Origin of the sequence: Streptomyces sp. NPDC001980, from assembly GCF_040296885.1 — a bacterium.
Taxonomy (GTDB): Bacteria; Actinomycetota; Actinomycetes; order Streptomycetales; family Streptomycetaceae; genus Streptomyces.
This window is the reverse complement of the sequence record NZ_JBEOYD010000031.1, coordinates 29,571-42,375: the sequence shown is the minus strand read 5'-3', so window position 1 is coordinate 42,375 and position 12,805 is coordinate 29,571. Positions and strand designations below refer to the sequence as shown.

At 71.4% G+C, this 12,805-nt stretch carries 9 protein-coding genes; 7 read left to right on the top strand and 2 right to left on the bottom strand.

Going from position 1 to position 12,805, the window contains the following annotated elements; all coding sequences use genetic code 11:
* Positions 1–110 precede the first annotated feature (110 nt).
* Positions 111–992, top strand: coding sequence for a mycothiol conjugate amidase Mca (mca, locus tag ABT137_RS36000; protein ID WP_351715350.1), 882 nt, complete (start codon positions 111–113; stop codon positions 990–992).
* Between the two features lies 1 nt (position 993).
* The gene (locus ABT137_RS35995; protein WP_502984628.1) at positions 994–1,227 is read left to right on the top strand and encodes a hypothetical protein; all 234 of its coding nucleotides are present in this window, start codon (positions 994–996) and stop codon (positions 1,225–1,227) included.
* Between the two features lie 6 nt (positions 1,228–1,233).
* On the opposite strand, the gene ABT137_RS35990 is transcribed toward ABT137_RS35995, so the two are convergent.
* Both ABT137_RS35990 and ABT137_RS35985 read right to left on the bottom strand, forming a co-directional pair.
* Positions 1,234–4,434, bottom strand: coding sequence for a tetratricopeptide repeat protein (locus ABT137_RS35990; protein ID WP_351715348.1), 3,201 nt, complete (start codon positions 4,432–4,434; stop codon positions 1,234–1,236).
* Between the two features lie 112 nt (positions 4,435–4,546).
* Positions 4,547–4,951 carry a hypothetical protein gene (locus tag ABT137_RS35985; RefSeq protein WP_351715347.1) on the bottom strand — a complete coding sequence of 135 codons (405 nt, stop codon included), beginning with the start codon at positions 4,949–4,951 and terminating at the stop codon, positions 4,547–4,549.
* A gap of 233 nt (positions 4,952–5,184) precedes the next feature.
* Between ABT137_RS35985 and ABT137_RS35980 the strand changes: the two genes are divergently transcribed.
* The 5 genes from ABT137_RS35980 (at position 5,185) to ABT137_RS35960 (ending at position 12,786) form a co-directional block, all read left to right on the top strand.
* Positions 5,185–5,832: an ArsR/SmtB family transcription factor gene (locus ABT137_RS35980; protein WP_351715346.1), complete on the top strand. Its 648-nt coding sequence runs from the start codon at positions 5,185–5,187 to the stop codon at positions 5,830–5,832.
* The gene (locus ABT137_RS35975) at positions 5,813–7,852 is read left to right on the top strand and encodes a thioredoxin domain-containing protein (RefSeq protein WP_351715345.1); all 2,040 of its coding nucleotides are present in this window, start codon (positions 5,813–5,815) and stop codon (positions 7,850–7,852) included. The genes ABT137_RS35980 and ABT137_RS35975 overlap by 20 nt, the downstream gene beginning before the upstream one ends.
* A gap of 383 nt (positions 7,853–8,235) precedes the next feature.
* Positions 8,236–9,531 (top strand): glycosyltransferase family 2 protein, encoded by a 1,296-nt coding sequence (locus ABT137_RS35970; RefSeq protein ID WP_351715344.1) that lies wholly within the window; start codon positions 8,236–8,238, stop codon positions 9,529–9,531.
* Between the two features lie 4 nt (positions 9,532–9,535).
* Positions 9,536–11,488 (top strand): right-handed parallel beta-helix repeat-containing protein, encoded by a 1,953-nt coding sequence (locus ABT137_RS35965; protein ID WP_351715343.1) that lies wholly within the window; start codon positions 9,536–9,538, stop codon positions 11,486–11,488.
* Entirely contained in the window at positions 11,485–12,786 is a 1,302-nt protein-coding gene (locus ABT137_RS35960) for a right-handed parallel beta-helix repeat-containing protein (RefSeq protein ID WP_351715342.1), read from the top strand. The genes ABT137_RS35965 and ABT137_RS35960 overlap by 4 nt, the downstream gene beginning before the upstream one ends.
* Positions 12,787–12,805: the final 19 nt, after the last annotated feature.

Here is a 12,805-nt window from a genome sequence, read left to right as displayed (position 1 = left end):
GTCCGGTTCGGGAACCGGACCCCGGAATTATTCGCCCCCCGATTCGGTCACTATAGAAGCCGCCGATTGCCCCCGAGCTACCGGGGCGCCGACTTACCAAGGATTGAGTCTTGACTGACCAGCTGCGACTGATGGCCGTCCACGCCCACCCCGACGACGAGTCGAGCAAGGGCGCGGCCACCATGGCGAAGTACGTGTCCGAGGGGGTGGACGTGCTGGTCGTGACCTGCACGGGCGGGGAGCGCGGCTCCATCCTCAATCCCAAGCTGCAGGGCGACAAGTACATCGAGGAGCACATCCACGAGGTACGCAAGAAGGAGATGGACGAGGCCCGCGAGATCCTCGGCGTCAAGCAGGAGTGGCTCGGCTTCGTCGACTCCGGTCTGCCCGAGGGCGACCCGCTGCCGCCGCTTCCGGAGGGCTGCTTCGCCCTGGAGGACGTCGACAAGGCGGCCGGTGAGCTGGTGCGCAGGATCCGCGCGTTCCGTCCGCAGGTGATCACCACCTACGACGAGAACGGCGGTTACCCGCACCCCGACCACATCATGACCCACAAGATCTCGATGGTGGCCTTCGAGGGCGCGGCCGACGCCGAGAAGTACCCCGAGGCCGAGTTCGGGCCGGTCTTCCAGTCGCAGAAGCTCTACTACAACCAGGGCTTCAACCGTCCGCGCACCGAGGCGCTGCACAACGCCATGCTGGAGCGCGGCCTGGAGTCGCCGTACGGGGACTGGCTGAAGCGGTGGAACGAGATCGAGCGCACCGAGCGGACCCTGACCACGCACATCCCGTGCGCGGACTTCTTCGAGCTCCGCGACAAGGCGCTGATCGCGCACGCCACGCAGATCGACCCGGACGGCGGCTGGTTCAAGGTGCCGATGGACCTCCAGAGGGAGGTCTGGCCGACCGAGGAGTACGAGCTGGCGAAGTCACTCGTCGATACCTCCCTCCCCGAGGACGACCTCTTTGCGGGCATCCGCGACAATGCCTGACATGAGCGCAAGCCTGGCACTGACGCACCTCGTCCCCCTCGCCAAGGAGGTCGACGAGAACAAGGTCACCCCCGGAGTCCTCGGCTTCATCGTTTTCGCGGTGATGGCCCTCGCGGTCTGGGGCCTGATGAAGTCCATGAACAAGCACATGCAGAAGGTCGACTTCAAGGAGTCCGCCCAGACCGCCCAGGCCGGGGCGGACTCCAAGGCGCCGGCGGCCGATCCCAAGAGCTGACCGGCGTCACGTCGCGGCCGGCACCGGCACGCCCATCACCTCGCGGGCGTGCCGGCTGGGCACCATGCCCAGACGCCAGGCCTGCCAGCCCGACTCCAGCTGCACTCCGCGTTCCAGGAGCAGGCCGTACGCCGTGACGTACTCGGTCAGCTTCTCGTCGCGCAGCGGGTGCGTGGTACGGGCGAGCTGGGCCAGCTCCTCCTGGGCGACAGCGGTGCCCACCTCCACCCCGCCGGGCGCGGCGTAGGGGAGCAGGGTGCAGCGCAGCAGGCGGGCCCAGTCCTCACCGCGCCGGTCGCCGTACGACGTGAACAGGGTGACCGCCTCGTCGCACAGGGCGAGGGCCTGCTGGGCGCGGGTGTTGCCGGCGTCGACGACGGCCAGCTCCAGGCAGGTCCAGGCCTCGCCGTGGACCACGCCGATGCGCTGGAAGTCGGCGCGGGCGTCGACGAGGAGCTGGCGGGCGAAGCCCGAGTTGCGCAGCGAGCCGGTCTGGGCGGCCCGCTGGTCGCGGGTGACCCGGGCCGAGTGGTGGCGGGCGCAGGCCAGCCCGTAGACGTCCCGCATCCGGGAGAACATCGTCCGCGAGCGCTCCAGTTCGCGGACGGCGTGGTCCAGGGTGCCGGTCTCCTCCAGGGCCAGGCCCAGGTAGTACACCGTCCACGCCTCACCGCGCGCGTCCTCGTTCTCCCGGTGCCGGGCCGCCGCCGCCCGCAGTCCCTCGACCGCCGGGGACGCGTCGCCGGCCACCAGCCGGGCCCGCGCCAGCTGGGTCAGCGCCCAGGCCTCGCCACGGGCGTCCCGGGTACGGCGGTAACGGTCCAGCGCGGCCCCGAGCTCCCGGTCCGCCCGCGGTACGTCGCCCATGCGCAGCGCCAGCTGGCCGAGCTGGAAGTGTGCCCAGGCCTCGCCGTGCACCGAGCCGCCCTCCCGGTGCAGGACGAGCGAGCGGGTGAGCAGGTCGAGGGCCTCGGGCAGCCTCGCCCGGTCGCGCTGCACCGCCGCCAGGGCGTGCATCGTCCACGCCCGGTCGGTGGCCAGCTCGGGGGCCGCCTGGAGGTCCAGGGCCTCCTGGAGCTTGGCCGCCGCCTCGGTGAGGTTGCCCTGGTGGTGCAGGGTGATCCCGAGCGAGCACAGCGCGCGGGCCGCGCCGGCGTCGTGATGCGCCTCCAGGTAGAGGTCGACGACGGAGGTGAGGGTGGTGCGGGCCTTGTCCAGTTCGCCCAGCTGACGGGCCGCGATACCGGTACGCCACTGCACCGAACGGACAAGGAGACCCTGGTCGACAGCTTGGGCCAGCTCGCTGATCTCACCGAGCCGGTAGAGGTCGCCGCGCAGCAGGCAGTAGTCGCACAGCGCGCCCAGCAGGTTCTGCACCGCCGCCTGGTCGACGCCCTCCGCGTGCCGCAGCGCCGCCGTGATGAAGCTCGACTCGTCGTCCAGCCAGCGCAGCGCCTCGTCGAGCGAGGTGAAGCCGTGCGGGCTGAACCGGTCCGACCGGGTCGACATGTTGCCGTCGACCAGCCGCAGTACCGAGTCGGCCAGCTCCGCGTAGTTCACGATCAGCCGCTCCTGCGCCGCCGTGCGGTCGGCCGGGGTCTCCTCGTCCAGGAGCCGGGCCTGGGCGAACGAGCGGACCAGGTCGTGCAGGCGGTAGCGGCTGCCGCGGACGTGGTCGATCAGGCCGGCCCGGGTGAGCGTGACCAGGTGGCGAGTGGCCTCGGCCTCGTCGGCGCCCAGCAGGGCGGCCGCGGCCGCCGCGCCCATCGAGGCCCGGCCCGCCAGCGCCAGCCTTCTCAGCAGCCGCCGCCCGGTCTCCGACTGGTCGGTGTACCGCAGCCACAGCACCCGCTCCACCGGCCCGACCGGACCGTAGGCGCCCAGGTCCGCGGCCAGTTGGAGCGGTGACCGCGAACCCAGCGACGAACCCGCCACCCGCAGCGCCAGCGGCAGCCCGCCGCACAACTCCCGGATCCGGTCCGCGGACTGCGCGTCGTACGGCCCCGACGCGTCCTCGGCCGCCGCGCCCAGCAGTTCCTCCGCGCCGGCCGCGTCCAGCGCCGTGACCGGCAGCCGGTGCACCCAGGCCGGCAGGTCGGCGGGCAGGTCGAGCTGGTCCCGGGCGGTGACCAGGACCAGGCTGTCGGAACGCTCCGGCACCAGCGTGCGCACCTGTTCCGGATCCGAGGCGTCGTCCAGCACGATCGTCACCGGGAGACCCGTGAGGTGCTGGTGGTACAGCTCGCTCAGCCGCTTGACCTGCTGGTCGGCGGAGGATCGCTCACGGAACAGCAGTTGCTCGCGCGGCGCGCCCAGCCGGTTGAGCAGATGCAGCAGGGCGTCCCGGGTGGACAGCGGCGGCTCCTCCCGGCTGGCCCCGCGCAGGTCCACGACGACCGCACCGCGGAAGAGGTCCTTCAGCTCGTGGGTGGCCCGGACCGCGAGGGCGGTACGGCCGGAGCCGGGCTCCCCGTGCAGGACCACGACGGTCGGCCGGGTCTCCGTGGCCGCCCGGGCCGCCTGCGCCCACTGCCGGATCCGCGCCAGCTCCTGCTGCCGGCCGGCGAACGGGCCGTCCGGGGCGGGGAGCTGACCGAACGACTGCTGCAGCACGGTACGCCTGCGGGCCGCCGCGCTCTTGTCCGCGCCGCGCAGCCCCGGGCCCTGCTTCTTCGGTCCCGTGGAGGCGCTGAGCACCCGCTGCTGATCGAGGAACGGCCGGATGCCCCGCACCTCCAGCGCGGTCAGCCACTGCAGCCGCAGCTGTTCGGCGCCGCCGGGCTGACCGGCCGCGCCGGCGTGGTGATGAGCGGCGGGCAGATGGGAGCCGGCGACCTTGACGACCGTGGCGGCCGCTCCGATCACCCCGACGGCCACGCCCGCGCCGAGCGCCGTGGCCGCCCCGGTGCCCAGGGAGAGGTCGGCGACGGTGGCGGCGACCGCCGCGACGGCCGCGACCAGCAGGGGAGTTCCGGAGCCTTCCTTGGCGTAGCGCCGGCCGAAGCTCGGCCGGCCCGCCTCCGTCTCGTCGAGGGCGTGGGTGTACGCCGCGTACTCCTCGGTGGCCGTCCGCTCCATCTCCGCCAGCCCGCCGCGTGCGCGGGTCAGCAGCACCTGCCCGTCGACGCGGCCGCCGGAACGGCGGACCTCCTCCTCCACGGCCCGCACCAGCAGCCGATCGGCTTCCGCCCGATGGGCGTCCCGCATGTTCCGTCCCCCTCCAGCGGCAACTCCTTTGTCTGCAAGTGTCCTTGCGAAGGGTCGCGATGGCGAGGGGGCGACGATCAGGGGGTGGGTGAGGGTTCGGTGGTGGTCGCGGCTACCGGGTGGTCGGGCCGGGCTGGGCGGCCATCCGGCCCCACCCCTTGGACAGGGCCAGGTACACGCAGGCCGCCGCCAGCCCCGCCTCCGCCACGGCGCTGCCCAGCGCTTCCAGCAGTGCCGTGCCCATCGGTGACGTCGTTATGTCGAACCACGCGTCCAGGACCGCGACCGACGCCGTGGCGGAGGCGGTGAGGCGGGCCCGGGCGTCGCCCCGCAGGCCCAGCACCGCCGTGGCCGCACAGCCCGCCGCCATCAGGACGTCCAGCCCGATCCAGGCCAGCGACCAGTTGTGCACCTCGGTCCTGGTGGGCAGCGTCTGCGCCAGCACCACCATCCACGGCACGAGCAGCACGGCGGAGGATCCGAGAAGGATCAGTGCCCACCGCTTCAGCCGCCTCATCCGCTTCGTCCTTCGGGTCCGCATCGCCGATAAGCCGTTCAACACTTGATCCCCCTCGTCTTGTTCCGGATCCGTGGCTGTGGAACCTGTGAATCGGCCGGCACCTCCGCCATGCCCCCCACGCTAGATCGCAGAGAAAATTCTGCAAAGAAAATTCGGCAGACATCAGGGAAGGGTTCGGGTGAGGGTCAGGGATGTCTCAGGGTTCTCGGTGCCGGGGTTACCGTGGCCGCATGACCGACGGCACGCCCCGGACGGCCGGAGCACCCGAGCCCGCCGCACACGCCGAGCTGCCCGCCGCGGGCGCCGAGATGACCAGCCTGGAGCGCACCGCCCTCTACAAGTCCCTCGGCAACCCCCTGCGCCGCCGGATCCTCGACTACCTCGGCCGGCACGGCGAGGCGAACTCGACGGTGCTTGCCCGGGAGCTGGGGGAGAGCTCCGGCACCACCAGCTACCACCTGCGCAAACTCGCCGAGCAGAAGCTCATCGAGGAGATCCCGGAGAAGTCCGGCGGCCGGGAGCGCTGGTGGCGGAGTCTGCCCTTCAGTCACACCACACCCGACCCTGCGACGATGACGACGGACGAGTTCGAGGCCGCCAGGCACCTCGCCCTGCTGAAGATCGACATCGACACCCAGCTGTTCCGTCGCGCCCACGAGGAGTACCGCGGCCCGGACGGCTGGGCTCATGTCCAGCGCCACGGCACCTGGCTGACCAGGGACGAGCTCACCGCGTTCATGCGTGAGTACCGCGCCCTGCTCGACCACTACGGGCACTCGCGCGAGACCGCCCCCGAAGGGGCGCGCCCCGTCAACATGCGTTTCTACGCCGTGGCCGAGCCCATGGGAGAGTGGAACGGTGAACCGACTGGCCCATGAGACGTCACCGTACCTCCTCCAGCACGCCGACAACCCCGTCGAATGGTGGCCCTGGTCGGCCGAAGCCTTCGAGGCCGCGCGGACCGCGAACAGACCCGTCCTGCTGAGCGTCGGGTACAGCTCCTGCCACTGGTGCCACGTCATGGCCCACGAGTCCTTCGAGGACGAGGCCACCGCCGACTACCTCAACGAGCACTTCGTCAGCATCAAGGTCGACCGCGAGGAGCGGCCGGACGTCGACGCCGTCTACATGGAGGCCGTGCAGGCCGCCACCGGGCAGGGCGGCTGGCCCATGACCGTGTTCCTCACGCCCGACGCCGAACCCTTCTACTTCGGCACGTACTTCCCGCCCGCCCCCCGCCACGGCATGCCCTCCTTCCGGCAGGTCCTGGAGGGGGTCCGGGGCGCCTGGGCCGACCGGCGGGACGAGGTCGCCGAGGTGGCCGGGAAGATCGTCCGCGACCTCGCGCAGCGGGAGCTCGGCCACCAGGGCGGCCGCCCGCCCGGTGAGCAGGAGCTCGCCCAGGCGCTGCTCGGGCTCACCCGCGAGTACGACCCGCAGCGCGGCGGATTCGGCGGTGCCCCCAAGTTCCCGCCGTCCATGGTGATCGAGTTCCTGCTGCGGCACCACGCCCGGACCGGTTCCGAAGGCGCCCTCCAGATGGCCGTGGACACCTGTGAGCGGATGGCCCGGGGCGGCCTCTACGACCAGCTCGGCGGCGGTTTCGCCCGCTACTCCGTCGACCGCGACTGGGTCGTCCCGCACTTCGAGAAGATGCTGTACGACAACGCCCTGCTGTGCCGGGTGTACGCGCACCTGTGGCGGGCCACCGGGTCCGAGCTGGCCCGCCGGGTCGCCCTGGAGACCGCCGACTTCATGGTCCGCGAACTGCGCACCGGCGAGGGCGGGTTCGCCTCCGCGCTCGACGCCGACAGCGACGACGGGAGCGGGCGGCACGTCGAGGGCGCGTACTACGTGTGGACGCCCGCACAGCTCCGCGAGGTCCTCGGAGAGGACGACGCGGACCTCGCCGCCCAGTACTTCGGCGTCACCGCGGAGGGCACCTTCGAGCACGGCCAGTCCGTGCTCCAACTCCCGCAGCAGGAGGGCGTGTTCGACGCCGAGCGGGTCGAGTCCGTCAAACGGCGTCTGCTGGCGGCGCGGGCCGAACGCCCCGCCCCCGGCCGGGACGACAAGGTCGTCGCCGCCTGGAACGGCCTCGCCGTCGCCGCACTCGCCGAGACCGGCGCCTACTTCGACCGCCCCGACCTGGTCGAGGCCGCCGTGGGCGCCGCCGATCTCCTCGTACGGCTCCATCTCGACGACCACGCCCGGCTCGCCCGCACCAGCCGGGACGGCAGGGCCGGCGCCAACGCGGGTGTCCTGGAGGACTACGGCGACGTCGCCGAGGGCTTCCTGGCGCTCGCGTCCGTGACCGGCGAGGGCGTCTGGCTGGAATTCGCCGGACTGCTCCTCGACCACGTCCTGGCCCGCTTCACCGACCAGGAGAGCCCGGAGACCGGTGCCCTCTACGACACCGCCGCCGACGCCGAGCAGTTGATCCGCCGGCCGCAGGACCCGACCGACAACGCCACGCCCTCCGGCTGGACCGCGGCCGCCGGCGCCCTGCTCGGCTACGCGGCCCACACCGGCGCCGAGCCTCATCGCACCGCGGCGGAACGGGCGTTGGGGATCGTCGGGACGCTCGGACCGCGCGTGCCGCGCTTCATCGGATGGGGGCTCGCCGTCGCCGAGGCGCTGCTGGACGGCCCGCGCGAGGTCGCGATCGTCGGACCGGATGCGACGGATCCCGGCACGGCCGACCTGCACCGTACGGCACTTCTGGGCACCGCGCCCGGCGCGGTCGTGGCCGTGGGGACTCCGGAGAGCGATGAGTTCCCGCTGCTCGCGGGGCGACCGCTCGTCGGCGGGGAGGCGGCCGCGTACGTGTGCCGCAACTTCACGTGTGACGCGCCGACCACCGACCCGGAACGGCTGCGGGCGGCACTCGGGGGCTGAAGTCCGCCGATGTCTGTGGGTGCGTTGCCGGCTGCGGGTGGGTGGGCGTTGCGCGCACCCACGCGGCGGTAGCGGCACATTCACCACAGCCCCGCGCCCCTCGCGGGGCGCCGGAGCGCGCTTTCCGGTCGTTGCGCCGAAACATGCCATTTATCAGCCGAGTTCACGCTCTTCACATCACCCTCATAGGATCCACCCCATGCCGTGACAGGTGTGACCCGCCGTCACGGTTGGGGCGGGATGGGTGTGAAGATTTTGTAAGTGAAGTTTGTGCTTTGTGTGATCGCCGTTCACCCACGAGCCCCTAGCATCGCTGGAGCAGTGCCCGGTTCCGTCGTATTTCGGACCGTGGCAGTCGTGTCATGTGGGGGGAGAGCACAACATTGTCCGAGTTCTTCGACCAGGTCTGGTCGTGGATCGTCGAGGCTGTGGGGGAAACTTCGTGGCGAGAGCTGATGCCGCTGGGGCTGGCCGGACTGTTCGTCTGGGCCCTGTGGTTGTACCGAGCGGTGCTCTCCCGATTCGCCAAGCCAGTCGTCAACAACTTCCGTACCAGCGTCTCCGTGGTGGTCCCGGCCTACCGGGAGGACCCGGAGATCCTGCTGGAGTGCCTGGAGACCTGGCTCGCCCAGGATCCGGCCGAGATCATCATCGTTCCTGACATCGAGGACCACGAGGTACTGCACCGGCTGTCGCTGGTGGAGGACCCCCGGGTCCGGGTGCTCGCCTTCGAGCACAGGGGGAAACGTTCCGCCCTGGGGGTCGGCATACGCGCCGCCACCAGTGAACTCCTCGTCCTGGTGGACTCCGACACCCGCTGGGAGCCGGGCCTGCTGGACGCCGTGCAGATGCCGTTCGCCGACCCCGCGGTCGGCGGGGTCGGCACCCAGCAGAACGTCTACCAGCGCACCACCAGCGTCTGGCGCCGGGTCGCCGACTGGCTGGTCAACCTCCGTTACTACGACTACGTTCCGGCCATGGGCCGGGCCGGTGCCGTGGCCTGTCTGTCCGGCCGTACCGCCGCCTACCGCCGCGAGGCGGTCCTGCCGGTGCTGGAGAACCTGGAGAACGAGTTCTTCCTCGGCCGCCGCTGTGTGGCGGGCGACGACGGCCGGCTGACCTGGCTGGTCCTCGCCTCCGGCTACAAGACCGTGCACCAGTCCTCCGCGCGGGCGATCTCCATGTTCCCGTCGTCCTTCCGGGCCTTCGTGAAGCAGCGCGTCCGGTGGAGCCGCAACTCCTACCGGTGCTACCTCACCGCGCTGTACAAGGGCTGGCTGTGGCGGGTCCCGCTGGTCACCAAGATCACCGTGCTGCAGATCCTGCTGACCCCGGTGACCATGGGCATGGCCCTCGGCTATCTGCTGCTGAGCCGGCTGGACTTCAGCCCGCGCGGCATCGTCCTCACCCTGATCTGGCTGCTGCTGGGCCGGGCCGTCCGCGGCTACTCGCACCTGCGCAGGCACCCGCAGGAGATCTTCCTGCTGCCGCTGACGGCCGTCGTGGTCATCATGATCTCGCTGCCGATCAAGCTGTACGCATTCGTCACCATGAACAAGCAGGGCTGGCTCACCCGCAGCAGCACCAGCATCGGGGGCGAGGGCCAGAGCGCGGCCACGCTCTCCGGATCCGCCGGCGGCGGCCAGAGCCACTCCGCCCTCCAGCCCGAGGTGATCTGACGCCATGGCCACCCCCCTCATGACGTATCCCATGACCAGGAGAAGACCCGGCCCCGGCACCCGGCTGCGCCGGGCCGGTGCCAGGACCGCGGCCCTGCTGGGCGCCTTCGCGGTGGCGGCGACGCTGCTGCTCGGCGCCTCGGCCACGGCCCACGCCGACGGGGACGGCGACAAGAAGCAGAAACTGGCGGCCGAGGACGCGGAGACCCAGGCCGCGCTGGTCGCCGACGAGGACCACCGCCTCAACCAGGTACGGGCGTTCACCTCGGTGGCGCCCCTGCAGAGCACCAAGTGGACCGTGCCGTACCGGCTGGACACCGACAACGGCTACACCCTGGTCCTCACCCAGCGCAGCAACGCCTACACCATCGCCGACCTGCTGAAACTCGCCCCGCAGACCTTCGTGCGGCGCAAGGACGGCTCGTATCTGCTGACCGAGAACATCTACCTGAACGTCGGCGCCAAGCTGAAGCTGTCCAACCCGGGCGGCCTCACCCTGCGGATGGCCAGCAACCGCACCGGCTTCGTCTCCATCGTCTCCTTCGGCGGCGAACTGACCCTCCAGGGCACCGCCCAGGCGCCGCTGACCATCACCAGCTGGGACCCGCAGGCCAACAAGGCCGACAGCGACGTCCGGGACGGCCGCGCCTACATCCGCACCATCGGCGGCCAGTTCGAGATGACCCACGCCAAACTCGCGAACCTCGGGTTCTGGAGCGGCCGCACCGGCGGGCTCAGCCTCACCGGCACCGACCGGCCGAACACCGGCTCGCTGGAGGACACCGGCCAGGTGCACGGCAAGACCGCGCGCGAACGGGCCGACCAGCAGAGCAACGAGGACGACCAGAACACCAGCAGCGGTGACGTCACGGCCATGCCCTCGGGCGAACTGACCACTCCCGACGCCCGCTTCTCGACCGGCGGCCTCTCCTACGTCTCCGGGTCGATCACCCACTCGACCATCACCGGCAACGCCTTCGGGATCTTCATCTCCAGCGCGACCGGGATCGAGATCAGCGACACGACCGTGGAGAACAGCCTGGAGGACGGGGTGGTCATGCACCGGTTCGTCTCCAGCTCGCTCGTGCAGCGCACGGTCGCCAAGGACAACGGCGGCGACGGCTTCATCCTCTCCCGGGCCACCCAGCAGGTGCGGGTCAGCGGCTCCACCGCCGAGGGCAACGGCGGCAACGGCTACACACTCAGCGGCAGACCCCTCGCGGACGGCCCCTCCGCCTCCGGACAGGCCGTCGACAGCTACGGCTCCAACTCGGTCGCCAACAGCGTGGCCAAGGACAACGGCCGCTACGGCGTCGAGGTGCTCGGCGGTTTCGACGTCGGCGTGCAGAACAACCGCATCGAGGGCGGTGACATGGGCATCGTGGCCCGCCTCGCGGCGGACAAGGTCTCCATCACCGGCAACCGCCTGACCGGCCAGAACCGGCAGGGCATCTCGGTACGCGACGGTGTCACCGACGCCACCGTCACCGGCAACATCATCGACGGGCCGGAAACCGGCGTCTACGTCCGCGACTCGGCCGCCGAGATACGCGGCAACACCGTCCAGGACGCCACCAACCACGGGGTCAGCCTGGTCGGCGGCGTGGACGGCACGACCGTCTCCTACAACGTGATCGGCGGGGTCGGCCCCAGCGCGCTGGACTCCAGCCGCTCCCACGGCGGTGCCGACATCAAGGAGAACCAGACCTTCGCCTGGTACGACACCAGCTCCTTCTGGGTCAAGGTCAAGCACTACGCGAGCCCGATGACACTGCTGTGGACGGGCATCCTGCTCCTCATCCTGTTCTCGGCCGTCATGGGCCGGCGCAGGCGGCGGGCAGGCGGGCGGGGCGCGGGCATCGTGCACCCGTACTCCGACAAGGCGCCGCTGCCCTCCCCGCTGCCGGACGAGATCGCCGTGGCAGGCCGCCCACGGGAGCCGGTGATGAGCGAATGAGCGACGACACCCCACAAGCGCCCACGCCCGGCGACAGCGGGCCGGGCGACAGGGGGCCGGGCGACGGTGGCGGCTCGGCGGCGGGTGAGTCCGCCGCGGAGCGGGCGCGCCGGATCTGGCTCGCCGGCGGGCCGCCGCTGTGGGTGGCCTCGGCCGCTCTGGTGATCTCGGTGGTGGCGCTGATCGTGGCGGGCGTCTCGGCCGGCGACGACCGGTCCGTCGTGTACGGCGCCGGCCCCACCGCCGGTCCCACCATCCCGGTCGCGGAACCCACCGACGACGGGGACGACACCGGCGACCCCGGCGCCACGGCCTCCGATCCGGCGCCGAGTGGTACGGCGGCCGCCGACGGGCCGGCCACGCCCACCGCGACCGGCTCGGCCGCGGCCCTGGCCTCCGGACCGGTGAAGTGCCCGGCCGCCACCGTCACCGTCAGCGACGCCAAGTCCCTGAAGGACGCGCTGGACCAGGCCCAGCCCGGTGACGTCATCAAGATGGCGGACGGGGTCTACTCGGACCGCTTCACCGCCGCCACCCCCGGTACGGCGGACCGGCCGATCTTCCTCTGCGGCGGCCCCGGCGCGGTGATCGACGCGGGGGGCGTCGACGGCGGCTACGCCTTCCACCTCGACGGCGCCAGCCACTGGCGGCTGATCGGCTTCACCGTGCGCAACGGGCAGAAGGGGGTCATGGCCGACAAGGTCCAGGGCAGCGTCATCCAGGGCCTGACCGTCGAGAACATCGGCGACGAGGGCATCCACCTGCGCGACTTCAGCTCCGGCAACGTGGTCGAGAACAACACCGTCCGCGCCACGGGCAAGCGCAAGGAGCAGTTCGGCGAGGGCATCTACGTCGGGTCCGCCGAGTCCAACTGGTGCACCGTCACCGACTGCAAGCCCGACAAGAGCGACGACAACGTGGTCCGCGGCAACCGCGTCAGCGACACCACCGCGGAGTCTGTCGACATCAAGGAGGGCACCACCGGGGGCTCTCTCATCGGCAACACCTTCGACGGCGCGGGCCTCAGCGGGGGCCACAACGACTCCTGGGTCGACGTCAAGGGCAACGACTGGCTGATCAAGGGCAACGTCGGCCGCCACTCCAATGAGGACGGCTTCCAGACCCACCAGATCCTCGACGGCTGGGGCACCGGAAACGTGTTCCAGGCCAACACCGCGCAGGTGGACGGCCCCGGCTACGGCTTCCACTTCGCGCCCGTCGAGAACAACAAGGTCACCTGCGACAACAAGGTCAGCGACGCGGCGAAGGGCCTCGCCAACGTCGCCTGTTCCTCCTGACGGCGAGGGGCCCGGTCCG

Bases quoted from the DNA above. Each gene is read 5' to 3' on its own strand.
- ABT137_RS35995 (WP_502984628.1), top strand. From the start codon at position 994: ATGAGCGCAAGCCTGGCACTGACGCACCTCGTCCCCCTCGCCAAGGAG.
- ABT137_RS35990 (WP_351715348.1), bottom strand. From the start codon at position 4,434: ATGCGGGACGCCCATCGGGCGGAAGCCGATCGGCTGCTGGTGCGGGCC.
- ABT137_RS35985 (WP_351715347.1), bottom strand. From the start codon at position 4,951: ATGAGGCGGCTGAAGCGGTGGGCACTGATCCTTCTCGGATCCTCCGCC.
- ABT137_RS35980 (WP_351715346.1), top strand. From the start codon at position 5,185: ATGACCGACGGCACGCCCCGGACGGCCGGAGCACCCGAGCCCGCCGCA.
- ABT137_RS35965 (WP_351715343.1), top strand. From the start codon at position 9,536: ATGGCCACCCCCCTCATGACGTATCCCATGACCAGGAGAAGACCCGGC.
- ABT137_RS35960 (WP_351715342.1), top strand. From the start codon at position 11,485: ATGAGCGACGACACCCCACAAGCGCCCACGCCCGGCGACAGCGGGCCG.